The sequence below is a fragment of the Nocardia sp. NPDC051756 genome, assembly GCF_040681495.1.
In the GTDB taxonomy this organism is placed as follows: Bacteria; Actinomycetota; Actinomycetes; order Mycobacteriales; family Mycobacteriaceae; genus Nocardia.
On record NZ_JBFAYV010000002.1, the window covers coordinates 871,566 to 894,413 of the forward strand.

Annotated in this window: 3 protein-coding genes (1 of these 3 cut by a window edge); all 3 read right to left on the reverse strand. The window is 67.6% G+C overall.

Going from position 1 to position 22,848, the window contains the following annotated elements:
- Window positions 1-3,286, reverse strand: partial view of a non-ribosomal peptide synthase/polyketide synthase gene (locus AB0M22_RS10090; RefSeq protein WP_364723256.1) — the 5' end (the start) only. Its footprint begins 21,971 nt before the window's first position; 3,286 of the gene's 25,257 nt are visible here — the first part of the coding sequence; its start codon is at window positions 3,284-3,286; the stop codon falls past the left edge of the window.
- Window positions 3,286-20,979: a non-ribosomal peptide synthase/polyketide synthase gene (locus tag AB0M22_RS10095; RefSeq protein ID WP_364723259.1), complete on the reverse strand. Its 17,694-nt coding sequence runs from the start codon at window positions 20,977-20,979 to the stop codon at window positions 3,286-3,288. Before AB0M22_RS10095 ends, AB0M22_RS10090 begins: the two co-directional genes overlap by 1 nt.
- 426 nt (window positions 20,980-21,405) lie before the next feature.
- Window positions 21,406-22,767 carry a GAF domain-containing protein gene (locus AB0M22_RS10100; RefSeq protein ID WP_364723263.1) on the reverse strand — a complete coding sequence of 454 codons (1,362 nt, stop codon included), beginning with the start codon at window positions 22,765-22,767 and terminating at the stop codon, window positions 21,406-21,408.
- Between the last annotated feature and the right edge of the window lie 81 nt (window positions 22,768-22,848).

Consider the following 22,848-nt stretch of genomic DNA (forward strand, 5'->3'; position numbering starts at 1 on the left):
GGTCCGGCAGATCCGGTGTGACCGGCCCCAGGTTCTGCATGAACAGCGCCACCTGGAACAGCGGATGCCTGGCCTGGGAGCGGGCCGGATTCAGCACCTCGACCAAGCGCTCGAACGGAAGGTCGGCGTGAGCGAACGCACGAAGGTCTCGTTCGCGGGCATGCGCGACCAGCTCGGCGAAGGTCGCCGCGCCGCGGATCTCGGTACGCAGCACGAGAGTGTTGACGAACATGCCGACCAGGTCGTCCAGCGCGGCATCGCCACGGCCTGCCACCGGCGTACCGATAGTGATGTCGGTCGTACTCGACAGCCGGGCCAGCAGCGCCGCCAGCGCGGCGTGCAGGACCATGAACGGCGTCGCGTGGCAGCGGGCGGCGACCTCATCGATCGCCGCGCGCAGTTCCGCGTCGAGGCGAAATTCGTGGGTCGCGCCGCGATAGGACGCGCGCGCGGGTCGCGGCCGGTCGGCAGGCAGATCCAACTGTGCGGGCAGGTCGGCCAATTCGGTATGCCAGAACGCCAGCTGGCGGGCCGCCGCGGAATCCGGGTCGGCCTCGTCCCCCAGCACGTGCTGCTGCCAGAGCGCGTAATCCGCGTATTGCACCGCAAGCGGGGCCCAGCCGGGCGCACGTCCGGCGCGACGAGCGGCATACGCGGTTCCCAGGTCACGCACCAGCGGCCCCAGCGAGACACCATCTGCGGCAATGTGATGCACGACCAGCACCAGCGTGTGATCCGCCGGCCCGCAACGCAGCAGTCGCACGCGGACCGGGATCTCCTCGGCGACATCGAACCCCTGAGCCGCGACAGCCAGGACCGCAGCCGCCAGCTTGGGCTCTGACACGTCGGACGGCGTCAGGTCGAACACGGCGTGCACCCGGCGGATCAACTGCGCGGGACCGGCCACCCTCTGCGGATAGACCGTGCGCAGGACTTCATGTCGCGCAACCAGATCGGTGATCGCCGCGGAGAGCGCCGCCACGTCGAGTTCGCCCCGCAGCCGCAAAGCCACCGGAATGTTGTCCACCGCAGCGGTGTCGAGTTCGCGGGCCGATTCCGCGTCGGTGCCGAATCGGTTCAGGAACCACATGCGCCGCTGCGGTGGTGACAGCGGAATGTGCTCCGGCCGTGGGCCTGCCACCAGCGGTGAGCGGTCGGCGCCGCACTGCGCCGAGGCCGCGATAGCACCCGCCGTCGGTCGATCGAAGAAGTCCCGGACATCGATGGTTACGCCGAGCGCCGTCGAAATGCGGGCGATGGCTCGCGTGGCGATCAGCGAATTCCCGCCCAGCGCAAAGAAATCGTCGTCGGCGCCGATCCGGTCGAGGCCGAGCAAGCCAGCGAAGATCTCGGCCACCCGCACCTCGGCGGCCGACTCCGGTGCGCGATATTCGGCTGCATCAGAACCGAATTCAGGCTCCGGCAAAGCGCGGCGGTCCAGTTTGCCGTTGTTGTTCAACGGCATCGCTTCCAGCACCGTGACCAGCGACGGCACCATGTACTCCGGCAGTTCCTGCCGCACGGAGGTCAGCACCGCAACCGGATCGATGACGCCGCTGCCCACCACGTAGCCGACCAGATGGTCGCTGCCCCGGTGCCGGTGCAGTACGACCGCCGCCTGTGTCACCCTCGGGTGCCGCAGCAGTGCCGCTTCGACCTCGCCCAGTTCGATCCGCAGGCCGTGCAGCTTCACCTGGAAGTCGGTGCGGCCCAGGTATTCCAGTTCGCCCGGTCCGCCGTCGCGGCCGGCCATCCAGCGCACCAGATCGCCGGTCCGGTATATCCGCTCCCCCACCGGTCCCTCCGGGCTGGCGACGAACCGCTCGGCCGTCAATCCGGGGCGGGCGACATAGCCGCGGGCCAGTTGCACACCGGCGAGGTAGAGCTCACCGACCACGCCGGTGGGTACCGGGCGCAGATTGTCGTCGAGCACGAGCAGATCGGTGTCGTCCGCGGGCGTCCCGATCGGCACGCCGGTCACGTCGGCGCCGGTGACCTCGTGTGCGGTCACGTCGACCGCGGCCTCGGTGGGGCCGTACAGGTTGTGCAGCGTCGCGCCGCTGATATCGCGGAACGCGGCGGCGGTCGCCGCCGGAAGCGCCTCGCCGGAGGCGAAGACCAAGCGCAGTGAATCCGCTGCCGCTTCCGCCGCCGGCTCACCGGCGAAGACCGCCAGCATCGACGGCACGAAATGCGCTACGGTGACCCGGCTTTCGTCGATGATCCGGGCGAGGTACGCGGGGTTACGATGCTCGTCCGGTGCGGCGATCACCAGCCGGGCGCCGACGTGCAACGGCCAGAAGAACTCCCACACCGAGACGTCGAAGGTGAACGGCGTCTTTTGCAGGACGACGTCGTCGGCACACAGCCGGTACTTGCGCTGCCGCCAACGCAGATTGGCCAGGATCGACCGATGCGAGACGGCGACGCCCTTGGGGCGGCCAGTCGAACCGGAGGTGAAGATGACGTACGCAGTGTTGTCCGCATTCAGCCGCACGGATTCGGCAGTCGGCGATCCGGCTGAGGTGCTGTCGAATTCGTCGATGTCGAGAGTTGCGACCGCACCCAGCTCCGGCTGGTCGCGGGTCGTCGTGAGCACCAGGATCGGGCGCGCGACGTCGAGCACATAGGCGATGCGCTCGACGGGGTGATCGGGATCGATGGGTACATAGGCGCCCCCGGCTTTCAAGATCGCGTACATGCCGATCAGCAGGTCGAACGAGCGGCGAACAGCCAGTCCCACCAGTGATTCCGGGCCGACGCCTTGCGAGATCAGCTGATGGGCAAGCGCGTTCACCCTGCCGTCGAACTCGGCGTAGGTGAGGGTATTGCCGGCGTATTCGAGCGCCACCGCGTCCGGAGTGCTGCGCACCTGCCGCTCGAATTCGCTGACCAGCGTTTCGACCGGCGGTAAGTCGACGGACAGCACGCTTTTGGCCGCGCTCAGCGCGTCGTCCAGCAGCTCCGTCAGCACGGTGCCCAGCGCCCCGTCGGCCGATTCCAGCAGCGCGGGAAGCTGACTCGACACCACCACCGGCACCAACGCCTCCGGGCCCAGGCCGTCGCCCATAGCATCGGCCAGGAGCGCCAATTCGTTGGCGAGCACCTCGTAGGTGACGGCCACTTCGGCGTGGCGCAACGCGACTCGGTCCGGCTCCAGCCCGGCCACGGTCTCGATCAACACGGGCAGGTCGTCGACTCCGTACGCACGGCGCAGCGCGGTTCGGCCGCCGAGCGCCGATCTGGTGCCGAGTCCGTCGGGTGTAACCGAATCTGGGTGGGACATCAGCTGTTTCCTTCCGAATCGACTACCGACGCCGAGTCGGCGAGCACCGCACGCACCTCGGCCAGCAGGGTCCGCAGCAACGCCGCGAGACCGCCGCCACCGAGGGCGGTGAGGATGCCGGGTGCCAGCCCGGCGAGTGAAATGTTGATCAGGGCTTCGGGTTTCGCGGCGGCACCCATCGCCTTCGCGACGCTCGTCAGTTTCGCGTCGAGTTCGCGATAGGAGATCGCCCGATCGCCGTGGGTGAAGGCGATGATGTCCGGGGCGACGCGGGCGGCGGCCGAGATGAGCGCGGGCAGATCTGCCGGGGCGGGCTGAGGTTGTCGTTCCGCCGCGGAGCGGATATCGATCGAGCGGATCGCGATCGCTGGATCGGTGACGACTGCGGTCAGCACCTGGATCAGCCGGGCCGCGAACGAGCGGACGGTCGCGGCCTCGAAAAAGTCTGTCGCGTAGCCGAACCGCATACTCAGGCCCGCTCGAGCCCCATTGGTGTCGAACAGCTCGACGGCGGTGAGCTGAAGGTCGAACTTCGCCTCGTCCAGGCCGAGATCGAGGGCCTCGACCTCCAGGCCCGGTAGCGCGACGGTGCCGACCGGCAGGTTCTGGAAGGTGAACAGCACCTGGAACAGCGGTGGGTAGGCGCTGGACCGCGGGCGACCGATCGCCTCGACCACCTGCTCGAACGGGACGTCCGCGTGGGACAAGGCCGCTAGATCCCGCTCGCGCGCTTGGCGCAGCAGGTCGCGGAAGCTCGCGCGCGGGTCTACTTCCGTGCGCAGCACCACGGTGTTGACGAACATCCCGATCAAGTCGTCCAGTTCGCGGGCACCGCGTCCGGCAACGGGAGCGCCGATGGTGATGTCGGTGGTTCCGGCGAGCTTGGCGAGCAGTACCGCGAATGCGGCATGGAGCGTGGTGAACAGCGTTGTGTCGTGGTCACGCGCGAGTTCGTCCAGCCGGGCGGTGAGTTCGGCATCGATGTCGAATTCGATGGTTGCGCCATGCATGTCGCGACGGGCGGGCCGAGGTCGGTCGGTGGGCAACGCGAGTAGTTCGGGTGCGCCGGCCAATTCGCGCTTCCAGTAAGTGAGTTGGCGCGCGGCGAGGCTGTTCGGAACGTGTTCGGAGCCGAGAAGTTCGTGCTGCCAGCTGCTGTAGTCCGCGTACTGGATGTCCAGCGGAGCCCAGTCGGGGGTTCGACCGGATGCTCGGGCGACGTAGGCGCGCATCAGGTCCCGAGTCATCGGTGCCACGGAGTATCCGTCGGCGCTGATGTGGTGCAGCACGACGACGAGCACGTACTCATCGGCGGCTACCGCGAAGAGTGCCACACGAACTGGTGGTGCCGTCGTGATATCGAAAGCGATAGCGACGAATCCGGCGATGCGTCCCTGGATGTCCGGCTGCGACACCGCTATCGGGGTGAGGTCGAAGCGCAGTTCGGTGACCGACAGCACCTCCTGGACGGGTCCGTCGGCCGAGTCCGGATACCTGGTTCGCAGGGCATCGTGCCTGTCGAGGATGTCGTCGATTGCCGATCTCAATGCGGCCAGGTTCAGTTCACCCGTGAGGCGCAGTGCCGTCGGGATGTTGTAGGCCGCGGAATCCGGTGCCAACCGGTTGACCACCCACATCCGTTGCTGCGCCGGCGACAACGCCGCCGGTCCTGAGCCGGTACGTCGCACCAGTGCGGGTCGCGCAGCACTGTCATCGAGAGTCATGAGGTACTCGGCGAGCCCACCGACCGTCGGTTCCTCGAATACCGCGGACACCGGCACATGAACGCTCAGAGCGGCGCTCAGTCTGGCGGCCAGGCGAGTGGCCATCAGCGAGTTGCCGCCCATGGCGAAGAAGTGGTCGTCGAGTCCTGCGGTGTCGGTGCCGATCACGTCGCCGAAGGTGGCCGCGACGACCTTCTCCAGCTCGGTAGCCGGAGCACGGAAGGCTGCCACCGCGAACACCGGCTCCGGCAGCCGGGCTCGGTCGACCTTGCCATTCGCGTTGAGCGGCAACGCTTCCAGCACGACGACCGCGGCGGGAACCATGTAGGTCGGCAGCTCACGCGCGAGCGCCTCCCGCAGCGCGCCGGGCAGATCAGCTCGATACCGTGAATCCTGCCCCGGTACAGCCACATACGCGATCAGGCGCGCGCCGGCTCGTTCGTCTTCCCGAGCCACCGCGACGGCGGCCCGTACGCCAGGCTGTCGCCGCAGCGCGGTCTCGACCTCACCGAGTTCGATCCGGAAGCCACCGATCTGCACCTGGAAGTCCGCACGCTCCAGGTATTCGAGGGTCCCGTCGGAACGCCACCGCACGAGGTCGCCGGTCCGGTACATCCGGCCGCCGGCATACGGGTCGGCCACGAACCGGTCCGCGGTCAGCCCAGGTCGGCTCTGGTAACCACGAGCCAATTGAGCGCCCGCCAAATACAACTCACCCGGAACGCCCACCGGGACCGGCCGCAGTCGTGCGTCGAGCACGTAGACCCGGCTGTTCCAGGCAGGCGAACCGATCGGCACCGTGTGCGCCGGGTCGGTATCCACCGCGTAGGCCGTGATCGACACCGCAGCCTCGGTGGGACCGTAGAGATTGAACAGCTGAGCCGCTGTGCGGCGCCGGAATTCGATCGCGGTCGCCGGCGGCAACGCCTCGCCGATGGCGAGCACCTGACGCAGGGATGCGGGCAACGTGGGTGCGGCCGAAAGGAGCATGCCGATCAACGAGGGCACCGCATGAAGAATCGTGACGCCATGACGCTCGATGAGATCGTGGAGCCGATCCGGATCTCGCTCTGTGCCAGGCTCGGTGATGACCAGGCGGCCGCCGGTCACCAGCGGTGACCAGAACTCCCAGACCGACAGGTCGAAGGTGGCCGGGGTCTTCAGCAGGACACGATCAGCCGGACCCAGTCCGAAATCGGCGCTCAGCCAGGCGAGTTGGTTCACGATCGCCGCGTGCGGGATGGCCACGCCTTTCGGCTGCCCGGTCGAGCCCGAGGTGAAGATCACGTAGGCCGGGTGTTCGGGGCGCAGCGGACGAATGCGGGCCGCGTCGTCGATTGCGGTCGCCGCCATACCGGTGAGGTCTACGCGGTCGACTTCCATGGTGGGAACCGATGTTTCGATCGGCAGGCCGTCGCGCGCGGTGGTCAGGATCACCACCGGAGCCGCCGTATCTACGCTGTAGACAATGCGATCCGCGGGGTGGTCGGGGTCGATCGGAACGTAGGCGCCGCCGGCGCGAATCACGGCATACATGGCGACTACCAGGTCGATCGAACGTCGCATTGCGAGCACCGTCGTCGTCTCGGGACCGACGCCGCTCGCGATCAACCTGCGCGCCAAACGATTCACTCGCGCGTCGAAATCCGCGTACGTGAGTTCCTGTCCGGATGCCGCGTCGATCAACGCCACTGCCTGCGGTGTCCGCGTGGCCTGCGCATCGATCAGGTCCGCCAGCGTCACCGACTCGACCGGATACGCGGTGTCGTTCCACTGGCGCAGGACCCGATTCCGTTCGGCACCGAGCACATCGATGTCACCGACGACGACTTCGGGTTGGGCCACTACGGATTCGAGCAGGCGGAGCAGTTGAGCGCCGATCCGTTCGGCGGTCGCAGGCTCGAACAAGTCCGTCGCGTAACCCAGGGTCAGATCGACACCCTCGGGCGTTCCGTCCGGACCGTAGTGATCGACGGCGAACAGATGGAGGTCGAATTGGGCGACCTCGCTGTCGAATTCGATCTCCTGCACCTCGAGGCCAGGAAGCTCGAAGGTGCCCCGTTCGTGATTCTGGAACGAATAGCCGACCTGGAACAGCGGATGCCGCGCCGTCGACCGGGTCGGATTGAGTACCTCGACCAGTCGCTCGAACGGCACGTCCGCGTGCGAGAACGCCGCGACATCCACCGCCCGCACGCGCCGCAGCAGGGCGTCGAACGGCTCGTTGCCCTCGATGCGGGCGCGCAATACCAAGGTGTTGACGAACATTCCGATGACGTCGTCGAGTTCGGCGACGCCGCGTCCCGCGATCGGCGTGCCGACGGCGATATCCCCGGTGCCGGACAACCGCGCGAGCAGGGCCGCGAACGCCGCGTGCACCACCATGAACAGCGTCGCGCCGTGCTTCCGGCCTAGTGCGACGAGATCCGTGTGCAGCTGCGCGTCGACCGCGCACCGGAGCTTCTTGCCGCGCAGGCTCTGGCGTGCGGGGCGCGGATGGTCGGTCGGCAGGGTCAGCTGGTCGGGCAGCCCGGTCAGCGTCTCCGACCAGAACCGGAGCTGTTGTGCGCCAATCGATTCGCCATCATTCTCGACACCGAGCAGCGCTCGCTGCCACAGCGCGTAGTCCGCGTACTGCACGGCGATCGGCGGCCAGCTGGGCGCGCGCCCAGCCAACCGTGCGGTGTACGCGACCAGCAGATCGCGCACGAACGGCACCACCGATGAACCGTCCGCGGCGATGTGGTGCAGGACTGCGACCAGGACGAATTCAGCTCGGGACGCTCCGTCATCGCTGATGCGGAACAGGCGCATACGTACCGGCACTTCGGCGGTGACATCGAAGGCGGTGTCGGCCAGCGCGCGGATACGTTGTGGCAGACCGGGTTCGGTCACATCGACCGGCCACAGAGACGGAACTTCCTGGTCAGCAGGCAGAATCAGCTGCACCGGCACACCTTCGCGCTCTGGATAGCGAGTACGCAGCGATTCGTGTCTGCCGATCACGTCACCGACGGCCGCCTGCAACGCCGCGACATCCAGTTGCCCGGACAGGCGAAGGGCCAGGGGGATGTTGTAGGCGACGGAGTTTCGGTCGAATCGGTTCAGGAACCACATTCGCTGCTGGGCCGGCGACAGCGGGATCCCCTCCGGGCGAGCACCGGCCACCAGTGCGGGCCGGTCATTGCCGGCCGTGGCCGCGCTCACGAGGGCGGCGAGATCGGCGACCCGTGGCGCTTCGAACAAGGCGCGCACGCCGACCGTGCGATCCAGCGCGGCACCGATGCGGGCGACCGCCTTGGCCGCCAGCAGCGAGCTGCCGCCGAGGGCGAAGAAGTCGTCGTCCGCGCCCACCGTCGCGCCCGAACCCAGCACCTCGGCGTAGACAGCGGCCACGATCTGCTCGGCCATCGTGGCCGGGCGGCGATAGGCGGTGGACTCGAAGACCGGCGCGGGTAAGGCGGCGCGATCGAGCTTCCCGTTGACCGTCAAAGGGATTCGGGCGACCGGGACGATCGCGGCAGGAACCATGTGTTCCGGCAGTCGATGTCCGAGGGCCTGCCGTAGTACCGCGACATCGAGGTCTTCGTCGCCAACCACATACGCAACGATGCGTGGCTCGTCGACCAGATCGGCGCGGACGACCACCGCCACTTCGCGGATCGCCGGCTCGTCGAGCAGCGCGGCCTCGATCTCGCCGAGTTCGATGCGGAAGCCACGCAGATTCACCTGCTGATCGGCGCGACCGAGGTACTCCAGATCGCCGTCAGCGGTCCAGCGGGCCAGGTCACCGGATCGGTATGCGGGTGCGCCGTTCTCGGCATAGGGATCGGCGACGAATCGACTGGCGGTCAGCGCGGGGCGGCCGAGGTAGCCGCGCGCGAGCTGCCTACCGGAGACGTAGATTTCGCCGGGTACGCCGACCGGGACCGGACGCAACCGGTCATCGAGAACCCGTACCACCAATCCCGGTATCGCACTGCCGATTACGCTTGCCGATCCGGTGCTCGCATCGATGGGGCGGAAAGACACGTGCACCGTGGTCTCGGTGATGCCGTACATGTTCACCAGGCGCGGACCCTCGGGATGCCGGTTGAACCATCCCGTCAGGCGCTGCGGCTCCAAGGCTTCGCCACCGAAAATCACCTGCCGCAACGCGAATTCGGCGGTGTCCTCCGCGGCGAGGTCGGCGGCCATCAACTGATAGAACGCCGACGGCGTCTGATTGAGCACGGTGATCCGCTCCGCGATCAGCAGTTCGCGGAATTGCTGCGGTGAGCGGGAGGTGTAGTAGTCGACCACGACGAGGGTGCCGCCGTGCAGCAGCGCACCCCACAGCTCCCACACGGAGAAGTCGAAGGCGTAGGAGTGGAACATCGTCCACACATCCGACGGACCGAAATCGAACTGCCGCTGAGTGTTGTCGAGCAGACGCAGAACGTTGTGGTGCGGTACGACAACACCTTTGGGCTTTCCGGTCGATCCGGAGGTGTAGATGACGTAGGCGATCTGCGCCGGATCCTGTGGCGCGCGCCGGTCCGCGTCGGTAATGGGCGAGCTGCCGGCAGCCGATTGCGTCGCATCGATGTCGATCACCGGGCCGCCGAACCAACCGCGCGCCAATTCCGTTGCGGTGCTGGTGATAGCGCAGATCGGACGGGCGTCGTCCAGGATGTACTCGATCCGGTCGGTGGGATAGTTCGGATCGATGGGGAGATATCCAGCGCCCGCCTTGACCACCGCGAGTAGCGCTACGACCAATTCGGCCGAGCGCGGCAAGGCCACCGCCACCAGTGTTTCCGGTCCGACGCCGGCGGCGATCAGCCGACGAGCCAGGCGATTGGACCACTCATCCAGTTCGGCATAGCTCAGCGTGCGCGCACCAGCGCGAACCGCATCCGCCGCCGGATCCAACGCGGCGACCTGCGCGAATCGATCCGCGAGTGTGCCGACGGCGGCCTCATCCGTGCCGGTACTCGCCCATTCATAGAGCGCCCGATGCTGCTCCTCAGCGCTGAGTAACTGGATGTCGCCGAGCACCACGGTCGGGTCGGCCGCGATGGCCGCCAGCACCTGGGTAAAACGGCGGCCGAGCACAGCGATCGTCTCGGGATCGAAAAGATCGGTGGCATAGGTGATCTCGATGTCCATGCCGTCTGCCCGGCCACCCTGATCGATCGCCTCGACCACCGTGAATTGCAGATCGAACTTGGCTGCGGCGGCGTCGAATTCACAGGGTTGTGTGCGCAGGCCGGCCATTTCGAGCCGAGGCAGCGTGAAGTTCTGGAAGGTCAGCGCCACTTGGAACAGGGGGTGGCGACTCTGCGCACGGGTCGGGGCGAGCAATTCGACGAGCCGCTCGAACGGGACATCTACCTGCGACAACGCATCGATGTTCTGATCGCGGACGGTATCCAGCAGGGTCTCGAACCGGGTCCTGGAGTCGACCTGGGTGCGCAGGACGAGTGTGTTGACGAACATGCCGACGAGCCGATCCAGGGCGGCCACGCCGCGACCGGCCACCGGGGTGCCGATCGCGATGTCGGTGCTGCCGGAGAGCCGGGCGAGTAGCACGGCAAGCGCGGCGTGCACGGTGCTGAACAGGGTGGTCTCGCGTTTGCGAGCCAATTCGCCTAGTTCGCTGTGCAAGTCGGAGTCGATCCGGAGCCGGTGTATTGCGCCGCGATGCGATGCCACCGTCGATCGTGGACGATCGGCGGGAAGGTCGAGTTGATCGGGGAGGCCGTCGAGGGTGTGCCGCCAGTAGTCGAGTTGGCGGTCCGTGTGCGCGAAATCCGCCTGCCACAGCGTGTAGTCGGCGTACTGCACCGGCAGCGCGTCCCACGTCGGGGGTACACCTTCCCGCCGAGCAGCGTAGGCGTTCATCAGATCGCCGGACAAGGGGCCAAGCGAGAAGCCGTCCGCGGAAATGTGGTGCAGCACTATCGCTAGCACGTGATCATCGGCAGAGATGGCGAACAACGCTGCCCGCATGGGGGTTTCATGAGTCAGATCGAAGGTGGCGGCGGCCAGCATGCTGAGCCGATCGGCCAGTGCTTCCTCGGCGATCCGCTCGGCATGGAGATCCGGAACAGCTTGCGCCGCCGGGACGATCACTTGCTCGGGGCCGTCGGGGCTGTCCGGGTAGACGGTGCGCAGCGTTTCGTGCCGCTGCACTACATCGCCGAGTGCGGCGGTCAGTGCGGCGATATCGAGGGCACCGGTCAGGCGGAGCGCGACGGGAATGTTGTCGACAGCGTCGCCGGGACCCGCTTGCTCATCTGCCAGGAACCGGTTGAGAAACCACATGCGCTGCTGGGCAGGTGAGAGAGGGATCCGTTCCGGCCGGGGTCGCGGTTGCAGTGCCGCGCGGCCGCCGAAACCACGTTGGGCTTTGGCGTAATCGGCCAGCGCCGCTACCGTCGGCGCATCGAACAACGCGCGCACAGGCAGGTCCGCGTCCATAGCGGCACCGAGTCGGGCCACCACCTGCGTGGCGGTCAGTGAGTTGCCGCCGAGGGCGAAGAAGTCGTCGTCCAGGCCGACGCGCTCGGCACCGAGCAGATCGGCGTAGATGCTCGCGACGAGTTGCTGCACCGCAGTGGCCGGCTCGCGGAACTCGGCGGTGTCGAATGCCGGTGTCGGCAAGGCTTTCCGGTCGAGCTTGCCGGAGGCATTGACCGGGAGTTCATCGAGCACGACGTAGGTCGTCGGCACCATGTATGCCGGTAGTCGGCCGGCGAGGTCGGCTTTCACCGCATCGAGATCGATAGCAGCACTCGTGGTTGGGACGAGGTACGCAACCAGCTGTTCGCCCGCCGCATTGTCGTCCCGCAGTACGACGACCGCCTGCGCGATCTCGTCCAGCCCGGTGAGGGCGTTCTCGATCTCGCCGAGTTCGATGCGCTGGCCGCGCAGCTTCACCTGGAAGTCGGTGCGGCCCAGGTACTCCAGTTCCCCATGCGGCGTCCAGGTGACGAGGTCGCCGGTGCGGTACATCCGTGCGCCGGTGGCGAAAGGGTTCGCCACGAAGCGATCGCTCGTGAGGTCTGGTCGTCCGAGGTAGCCACGGGCCAACTGGGTGCCCGACAGATACAGCTCACCCGCTACACCCACCGGCACCTGGCGCAGGCGTGAATCCAGTACGTGCACCTGCGTGTTGAACACCGGTGCGCCGATCGGCACCGTGTCCGCATCCAGGTCGACGACCTCGTGAAAGGTCACGTCGACCGCGGCTTCGGTGGGGCCGTAAAGGTTGTGCACCGCCGCACCGGTCAATTCCCGCAACCGATGTGCGGGCCTCGGCGGCAACGACTCACCCGAAGCGAACACCATGCGCAACGAATCGCACTGAGCGACAGCGGTGTCTGCGATGAACACCGCAAGCATCGACGGGACGAAATGCGCGACCGTCACCCGCTCGCTGCTGATGACTCCCGCGAGGTATGACGGATCACGATGCCCGTCCGGCCTTGCGACGACCAGCCGCGCACCGATCTGTAAGGACCAGAAGAACTCCCACACCGACACGTCGAAGGTCGCGGGGGTCTTCTGCAACACCACGTCGGTGTCGTTCAGGCGGTACTCCGCCTGCATCCAGGTAAGGCGATTGACGATCGCGGTGTGCGCAACCGCGACACCCTTCGGCCGACCGGTCGAACCCGACGTGAAGATGACATAGGCGATGTTCGATGGGCGCAGCGGCGCAAGGCGATCCGCGTCGGTGACCGGCGAACCCGAATAGTTCACAAGGTCGAGGCGATCGATCTCTGAAGCGGCGGTCTGTCCTGTGTCGAAGCCATCGCGCGCGGTAGTCAACACGCAGACTGGTCGCGCGGTATCGAGGACATAGTGAGTGCGCTCAGCCGGATGATCCGGATCCAACGGCACGTAAGCACCACCGGCAACACTCACCGCGTACATACCGACCACCAGATCGATAGACCGGCGCATACCCAGCGCGACCATCGAGTCCGGGCCGACACCCAGCGAGACCAGGTGACGTGCCAGACGATTCACCTTCGCCGAGAACTCGGCGTAGGACAGACTCGTCCCCTCGAACGTCACCGCAATCGCCTCAGGCGTCCGAACAACCTGCGCCTCGAACATCGACACCAACGTCGCCGACTCCTCCACCGCGTGCGCGGTGTCATTCCAGGTGCTCAGCGATACCCGCTCGTCAGCAGTCACCAGGTCGATATCGCCCACGACTGTCGCCGGGTTCGCGACGACCGCGTCGAGCACACGTTGCAGGCGAGTCGCGATCATCGCGACCGTCGCCGCATCGAACAGATCCGTCGCATATTCGAGCACCGCGGCGAGACCGTCCGAGCCGGCTTCCGTCAACGTCAGCTGTAGATCGAACTTCGCCGTATTCGTGTCGATCTCGATCCGCGATGCTTCGAGACCGGCCAGCTCGATGGACTCCTGCGCGGTGTTCTGGAAGTCGAGCATGACCTGGAACAGCGGATGCCGCGCCGCGGATCGCTGCGGCCGCAGCACCTCCACCAGTCGCTCGAACGGGACATCGGCATGAGCGAATGCGGCCAGGTCGTCATCACGAATGGCGGCGAGCAGTGCCGTGAACGGCAGCTCCGGCGGCACCTGGGCGCGCAGTACGAGCGTGTTGACGAACATGCCGACCAGGTCGTCCAACGCCTGCGCGCCACGTCCGGCAACCGGAGTGCCGATCGCAATATCTTGCTGCCCAGCGAGTTTCGTCAGCAACGTCGCAAGAGCCGCGTGCATCACCATGAACAACGAGGCATTCGCCGCCTCGGCGACCTCCCGCAGTTTCCGATGCGTCGCCGCATCGATGGTGAAGCCATGGCGGGCACCGCGACCCGAGGCGAACGCCGGACGTGGGCGGTCGGCAGGCAGGGTCAGCACGTCCGGCAGTCCGTCGAGCCGGTCCGACCAGTACCGGATCTGCCCGGCCAGCAAGGACTCCGGATCGTCTTCGGATCCCAAGGTCTCGCGCTGCCACAGGGTGTAGTCGGCGTACTGCACCGGAAGCGGCGACCAGTCCGGTGCCACCCCGATCCGGCGAGCCGCATAGGCCCGCACGAGATCTCGGGTCAACACCGCGATGGACCAACCGTCCGCGCTGAGGTGGTGCATCGCGACGATCAGCACATGCTCGTCGGAACCGGTGCGCAGCAAGGTCAGTCGAACCGGCGGCTCCCGGTCCACCTGGAACGGTGCCGCCGCGGCGGCCTCGAGCCGCCCGCCGAGTTCGGCGGCATCAATCTGTTCGGGCTCTAGGACGATAGACACCTCGTCGACCGCCGATACCTCTTGCCACGGAATGCCTTCGGCCGCAGGGTAACTGGTGCGCAACGCTTCATGCCTGACGAACACATCGGTGACCGCCGCCGTCAATACCGTGCAGTCGAGCACACCGCGCAGTCGAACCGCAGCCACCAGATTGTTCGCCACCGAGTCCGCGTCGAACTGGTGCAGAAACCACATCCGTTGCTGCGCATACGACAACGGCACCTGCCCTGGACGCTCCGCCGCCGTCAGCTCACTCCGGGCCCGCATCGGGCTCGAGGCGGCCAGGTGTGCGGCCAGCGGCCCGACGACCGGATACTCGAACAGCATCCGCACCGGCGCATCGACATTCAACTCCGCGGCGATCCGAGCGGCGATCTGGGTGGCTACCAATGAATTGCCGCCGAGCGCGAAGAAGTCGTCGTCCAACCCCACCTGATCGAGCCCGAGTACCTGACCGAAGATCTCGGCGACAACCCGCTCGGCACCCGTGACCGGCGCTCGAAACTCCTTGGCGGCAATCACCGGATCCGGCAGCGCCTGACGATCCAACTTGCCCGAAGCGCTCAACGGCATCGCCGCCAGCGATACATACGCAGTCGGCACCATGTACGAGGGCAGCACCGCCCGCAACCGTGCTTCGAGCGTCGACGCATCAACCCTTGTCACCACGTACGCAACGAGCAATTCACCTGCCGGGTGGGCGAATACCCGCACCGCCGCCGCGCGCACCTCAGCCAACGCCAGCAACGCGGCCTCGATCTCACCCAGCTCGATCCGCTGCCCGCGCAGCTTCACCTGGAAATCACTGCGCCCCAGATACTCCAGCGCACCGGTCCGGTTCCGCCGAACGAGGTCTCCGGTGCGATACATCCGCACCCCGGCCGGCCCGTACGGATTCGCCACGAACCGTTCAGCGCTCAGGTCCGCTCGCCCGTGATATCCGCGCGCCACCTGAACACCTGACAGGTACAACTCACCGATTACGTTGTCCGGCACCGGACGCAGCCGAGCGTCGAGGACCAGCACATGACTGTCGAGCACCGGGCGGCCGATCGGCACCGACCCGCGCACCGCGGTGTCGACGGGTGAGTGCGTGGCATGCACGGTGAATTCCGTTGGGCCGTACAGGTTGTACAACTTCGCGCAACTGACGGCGGCAAACGTCGCGGCGGCGTCACCAGTCATCGCTTCACCGGCAACGAACACAATGCGCAGCGAGCGGAGGGCGGCGGCCGGGACGGCGTCGGCGAATACGGTCAGCATCGACGGCACGAACGACGTCATCGTGACCCCATGGGCAGCAATGACATCCGCGAGATAGGCACTGTCCCGGTGCCCGTCGTGCTCCGCGACCACCACCCGAGCACCCCGGGCCAACGGAGCGAACAGCTCCCACACCGACACGTCGAACGTCGCCGGCGTCTTGAACAACACGACGTCGCGGGGTCCGATGCCGTACTCGCCCGCGATCCAGGTGATCTGGTTCACCGCCGAAGAGTGCTGAACCGCCACACCTTTCGGCCGCCCAGTCGACCCGGACGTGAAGATGACATAGGCAGTGTCGGCCGGGCGCAGCGGCGCTCGCCGATCCGCGTCGGTCACCGGCGCATTCGAGTACCCGGAGTAGTCGAGGACATCGACGGCAATGGCGTCCCGCTCCCCCGCCCACCCATCGACGGAACGAGTCAGAACGCAGGCCGGACGGGCCGCAGCGACAACGTGCTCGATCCGCGCCCTCGGCTGATCCGGATCGACCGGCACATACGCGCCACCCGCGGTCAGCACCGCGTATACCGCAATCACCAGCTCGACAGACCGGCGCATACCGAGCACCACAAGCGCTTCCGGCCCGACTCCCGCCTCGATCAACACCCGCGCCAGCCGGTTGACGTCCGCCGCCAGCTCCGCATACGTCAGCGCACGATCGCCCTCGACAACCGCGATCGCGTTCGGTGTCCGCCGCACCTGCGCCTCGAAGGCCGCGAGCAAGGTGCCCGCACCTGCCCGCCGAGCGTCCCGCCCACCTTCGATGGCCCGGCGTGCCTCCGCGGCATCGAGCAGCGGCAGATCGCCCACCGCGATATCGGTGTCGTCGATGATCGCCCGCAGAAATCGCACGAACCACCGCGCGTAATCGGCGATGGTGGATTCGTCGAATAGATCCGTGGCGTAGGCGAATTCCGCCCGGATCCCCGCCGGTGCCGAACCTTCCCTGAGTCCGGCACCGGCGAAGCCTTCCGTGACCGCCGAGCTTGCGGCAACCTCCGAGCTTCCGGTCACCGTGGCTTGCTCGGTCACCGTCAACTGGAGGTCGAACTTGGTCACTCCGGTGTCCAGGGTACTGGTCAGCACCGACATGTCGGGCAGTTCGAACGCGATTGGTTCGGCATTGTCGAAGGCGAGCATGACCTGGAACAGCGGATGCCGTGCTTGCGAGCGTGCCGGGTTGATGGCCTCGACTAGCTGCTCGAACGGGAGTTCGGCGTGTCCGAGGGCCGCGAGATCGGCTTCGCGGACCCGGGCGAGCAGGGTCGAGACGGGGTCGGCGAAGTCGATCGTGGTCCGCAGCACCAGCGTGTTGACGAACATCCCGACGAGGTCGTCCAGCGCCCGGTCGCCGCGCCCGGCGACCGGGGTGCCGATCACGAGGTCGGAGCTGCCGGACAACCGCGCCAGCAACGCCGCCAGCGCGGCGTGCAGCACCATGAACGTCGAAACGCCGTGGGCGCGTGCGAGGTCGGCGATCCCGGCGTGCACCGGGCCGGGCAGCTCGAAGCCGAACACCGCGCCGCGCCCGGAACTCACCGCGGGCCGCGGCCGGTCGGCGGGCAGGTCGAGCTGATCGGGCGCGCCGGCCAACGTCTCGGTCCAGAACGCCAACTGGTCGGGGTAGATCGAGGATTCGAGCAGTTCCCGCTGCCAGCGGCTGTAGTCCGCGTACTGCACCGGCAACGGCGTCCACTCCGGCGCGACACCGCCCTGCCGGGCTCCGTAGGCGATCATCACGTCGCGCGCCAGTACGCGCAGCGAAAGGCCGTCGGCGGCAATGTGATGCAGCACCAGCGCCAAGGCGCAGCTGCCGTCGTCCAGTACGAACACCCGCGCCCGGATCGGGATCTCGCGTTCCACATCGAACCCGCGCGCCGCGAATGCGGCCAGCTCGTCGTCGAGTTCGTCCGCGCCGATCGATTCCGGCGCATCGCTCACCGCGGCGACCGACAACACCACCTGCCGTGCCGCCGCGCCGGTGGCATCGCCGGGCAGCAGGGCGGGGAAGATCGTGCGCAGTACCTCGTGCCGGGCGACGACATCATCGAGCGCGCGACGCAGCGCCGCGATCTCGACCGCGCCGCGCAGCCGGACCACGAACGGCATGTTGTAGGCCGCGCCCGCTTGCTCGAATCGGTTCAGGAACCAGATCCGCTGCTGTGCGGGTGAGAGCGGAACCAGCGGCGGCCGTGGCCGTGCCCGCAGCTGCGCGACCACGGGCGCGCCGCTGGATCCACCCGCCCGCTCGATCAGTTCGGCGAGGTCGGACACCGTTGTGGCGGTGAATACCTCGCGAACTCCGAGCAGGCAGCCGAGGTCGGTGCCGAGCCGGGCGGCGACCTGGGTCGCCACCAAGCTGTTGCCACCGAGGGCGAAGAAGTCGTCGGTGCGGCCGACCCGCTCGCGACCGAGCACCTCGCCGAACACGCGGGCCACCGCCTGCTCGGTGGGCGTGGTCGGCGCGTGGTACTCCGCACTGGATCGGACGGGGGCAGGCAGGGCGGACCGGTCCAGCTTGCCGGAGGCATTGACCGGCAACGCGTCGAGCACCACGTAGGTCGCGGGCACCATGTAACCGGGCAGCGCTCGCACGGCGGCGGCGCGCAGCTGCGCGGAATGCACGGTCCCCGGCTCGGATTCGACGACGTAGGCGACGAGCTGCTCGCCGGCCCCCGCGTCGTCGCGCACCACGACCACCGCGCGGACCACCGAGTCGACCGCGCCGAGCACGGACTCGATCTCGCCGAGTTCGATGCGCAACCCGCGCAGCTTCACCTGGAAGTCGGTGCGGCCCTGGTATTCGAGCTGCCCGCGGGTGGTCCAGCGGACCAGATCGCCGGTGCGGTACATGCGATTACCGGTCGCCGGCCCGCCGAACGGATCGGCCACGAATCGCGCCGCGGTCAGTCCCGGCTGGGCCACGTAACCCCGGGCGAGCTGTACCCCCGACAGATACAGCTCACCCGGCGCCCCGACCGGAACCGGCCGCAGCCGCGAATCGAGGACATAGAGCCTGGTATTGAATACCGGCGCGCCGATCGGCACCGAGAGGGTATCGGTGTCGATCACTTCGTGAAAGGTCACGTCGACCGCGGCCTCGGTCGGACCGTACAGGTTGTGCAGTCGGGCGCCGGTCGCCACCCGCAGTCGCTGGGCAAGCGCGGCAGGCAAGGCCTCGCCCGAGGCGAACACCGAGCGCAACGTCGTCCGGCGGGCGAAGTCGTAATTCGCCAGGAACGCCTCGAGCATGGACGGCACGAAATGCGCTGTGGTGACGCCGTACTCGGCGATCACCTGGCGCAGGTAGGCCGGATCGCGATGCCCCTCGGGGTGCGCGAGCACCAGCGTCGCGCCGATCTGCAACGGCCAGAAGAACTCCCAGACCGAGACGTCGAAGGTCGCCGGAGTCTTCTGCAACACAACATCTTCGGTGCTCAGCCGGTAGGTGGCCTGCATCCAGACCAGCCGGTTCACGATCGCCTGATGGGTGATCGCCACGCCCTTCGGCCGTCCGGTCGAGCCCGAGGTGAAGATCACATACGCGGGGTGTTCGGAACGCAGGGCGGCGGTTCGCTCGCGATCCCACACGCGGCCCGCGGGACAGGACGCCTCGACGCTGCCCAGACGCAGTACCGGTGTCGCGGAAACCACGTCGTCCTCGGTGATCAGCACGCACATCGGGCGCGCGAGGTCCAGGATGTGCGCGGTGCGCTCGGCCGGATGGTCCGGGTCCAGGGGCACGTAGGCGGCGCCGGCCGCGAGGATCGCGTAGATGGCGACCACGAGTTCGGGTGAGCGCCGAATGTGCAGCGCGACCAAGGTCTCCGGTCCGGCGCCCCGCGCGATCAGGTGTCGCGCCAGCCGGTTACTGCGCGCGGACAATTCGGCGTAGGTCAGATCCGCCGCGCCCGGGTAGCGCACGGCGACCGCGTCCGGGGTGCGCGCCGCCTGCGCCTCGAACATCGCGACCAGGGTGGCCTTGGGCGCGGCGCCCGAGCATCGGTCCGACAGCACCGCGTCCACGTCGAACGCGGTGGCGTTCCAGATCCGGGTGCTGACCTCGAGCTCCAGCTCGGTCGCGACCGGCACCTCGCTCATCGGCGTGCCAGCGTCGGTGACGAGCAATCGCTCCAGGTAGCGGAGGAAGCGGGCGTGATGCCTGGCGATGTCGTCGGCGGTGTAGAGATTCGGGTTCGCCTCGAAATCCACGTGCACGCCGTCGCGTTCGCCGTAGTAGACGTTCAGGCTGAGATCCTCGACCGAGCCGGTCGAGAGCACGTGGTAGTAGCCGACCGTATCGCCGAGGGTCAGGTCGTTGCGGAACAGCATGATGTTGGCCAGCGGCCCGAACAGCGCGCGGCGCGCGGAGCCGCCTGCGTGCTCGGCGTCGCGCCGGATGTCTTCGTGGCGGTAGCGCTGGTGGCGCAGCGCGCCGGTCACCTCGACCCTGGTCGCGCGCAGCAGCGCACCCCAAGTGGTCGCGCCGACCGGCAGCCGCAGCGGCACGATGTTCGACAGCATGCCTGCCGAGCGCCGCAGCGCCGCCGTGGTGCGCGCGGTGACCGGGAGGCTGAGCACCGCCTCGTCGCGGTCGGCCAGCCGGGCGAGGTAACCGGCGAACGCGGCGAGCAGCACGACCGCGGGCGTCGAATCCTGGCTTTCGGCAAGCATATTCAGTCGCGCCACCTGAGTCGCCGAGAGCGGTCGGCCGGCGATCAGGTTGCTCGGCGCGCGGGTGGCGGTGCGTCCGTCGAGGCTGGTCGCGCCGTCCAGACCGGCGACTCGTTCGGCCCAGTGCGTGCGGTCGGTCGCCTGGCGGGGGCTGTCCCGGTAATCGAGTTCGCTGCTGACCAGGTCCGCCAGCGTGCTCGGCCGCACCGGCGTGGGTTCGGCGCCGCGCAGCCGCGCGGTATACAGCTCGGCGATCCGCATCATGTTGGTCAGGGCGCCGTACCCGTCCAGCACGATGTGATGAACCCGCAGGTACCAGAGGTATCTGTGCTCGGCGATCCGGAGCACCGCGCCCGCGAACAGTCGATCGGTCAGCAGGTCGACCGGCGTGCTCGCGTCGGTGCGCATCCATTCGTGCGCGGCGGCCTCGGGATCGGGCTGGGTGCGCAGGTCGATCAGCGGAATGTCGATGGACAGCGCCGGGTCGACGCATTGGTAGGGCACGCCGTCGGATTCGCCGAGCCGCACCAGCACCGATTCGTACTCGCGGCCCGCCTCGGCCGAGACCTGCTGCAGCAACGCGGGATCCAGCTCGCCGCGCACATCGACGTATTGCGCGATATTGATCGGCACGTCCGGATCGAGCAGCTGCGCATACCAGACGCCGAGCTGCGCGGGGGTGAGCGGAAACGATGCGGGGACCGCGGCCGCCGGCGGCCGCACACTGAACCGGCCCAACTCCGTACCGTGCACCAGAGCCTCCTAGATTTGCGAAACAACAGCTGGCCGAATGCTTTTGGGCAGCGCGAATAAGCCATTGCATGAACGGGCTGAGCCCGAATGCATGGCGTCGACCACCACAGGCGATTCAGTGAATGCGCGTAACGCGAAGCGTCACCGCGAGATCCGACAGATTTCCCGCCGCCGGCCCAACTCTTGCTCGTTCCTCCAACTTCACTGCCGCTCGGCGGGCGTCGCGGCCATGTCGGCTACATCACACGAAGCTGATCCGTGCAGTGCGAACACTAGGCGCTCGGTTAATAAAAAGGAACTATTTCCCTTAAAAACTTCTGGTCGCTTGTCCAGGACCGCTACCAGGGCAGACGCGACCAGACAGAAGTGTGTGCGCGACCACATCAAGGTCACGTTTGTGAGCTACCACACGTTCGGAAGTGCAGACTATGAGCCGGAACGTTGCATCCACGTTGCATCGGCGCCGAGCCGCCGATCGAGCACCCGGATCTTGGCCTCGATCTGCGCATACAGGGGCGAATCACGATCGACTGTCGCCCGATAGGCGGCCCACGCGGCGGCGTCGTCGCGCCCCTCGGCGCCCGCGGTCCAGCGGCGCAGCACGCCGGAATCTCCGGAACTCAGGACCGCGGTGCGCAGTCGCACCCGCAGTTCGTCGCGAATGTCGATAATCCCCGGCGCGGTCGAGCGCGGGAGCACCGGTCCGGCGTAGAGCCGCAATGCCGCATCGACATCACCGGAGTCGAGCGCGGCCCGCAGCGCCTCCACATCGGTTGCGATATGGACGCGCAAACGGTATGGGCGCGAACCGAATACGGTCGGGCCGACCACGCTGCGCAAGCGGGACACCGCGGCGCGGATGGTGCCGTTGTCCAGATCCGTATCGTCGAGCAGCAGCGCGAGGTGATCGGCGCCGAGGCCCTCCAGGTGTTCGGTGAGCAGCAGCAGGATCTCGGCATGCCGCTGGGACAACGGAACCCGGTCGCCCGCGACACTCAGTTGCGGTTGCCCGAGACCGAGCACCTCCAGACCCAGTCGACCCGACGTCGGCGCGTCCAGCGCGTGGCCACCCGGGGAGCCGTGCCGGGTCGAGCGCATCGCGGCCAGCAGCAGATCCATCTCCGCGGCGGTCGCGGCGGCCTTGACCAGGGCGAGAATCTCCGGCTGGGCGACCCGCACACCGCCGGCGATCATCAGCACGCCGACCAGCCTGCCGTCCGGATCATGCACCGGCGCAGCGGCTCCGGTGATCTGATGCATCCGGTGCAGGAAGTGTTCGGGGCCGTGGATCCAGGCGGCCCGGCCGGTGCGCACCACCAGGCCGACCGCGTTCGTGCCGATGCGGCGTTCGCTCAGGTCGTCGCCGGCCCGCAACCCGATCTCGGCGGCCGCGCCGACCTGATCCGGATTGCCGTGCACGGACAGCACCCGGCCGAACTGATCGGCGACCACGACGATCAAACCCGTTCTGGCCGTGTCCTGTACGAGAAGTTTGTCGATCAGCGGCATCAGCGTGGCGATCGGATGCGCCTCGCGGTAGCGCTGCAGATCGGCGCCGCGCAGACCGCGCCCGTCCAGCGGATCCAGCGGATCGACGCCGCCGCGCACGCTGCGCAGCCAGGATTCGAGCACGACAGGGCGCAACAATCCGGCAAGCTGGGTAAGCTGATCGCCACCCGCGCTAAGGTATCCGTGGGCCTGCGCGGCATAGGCCTCGAGCGCGCCGAGTTGCGTGCCGGGCTCGACGCCGTGCTGTGGGGGCCGCCCACCTGCAATGTTGCTGACCATTTGCCTTTCTTTCCGACCCAAACTGTACCGGCGGTTATATCGCGGCACGGGCGGATGCCTGGGTTTGTCCGCCAGGTCACA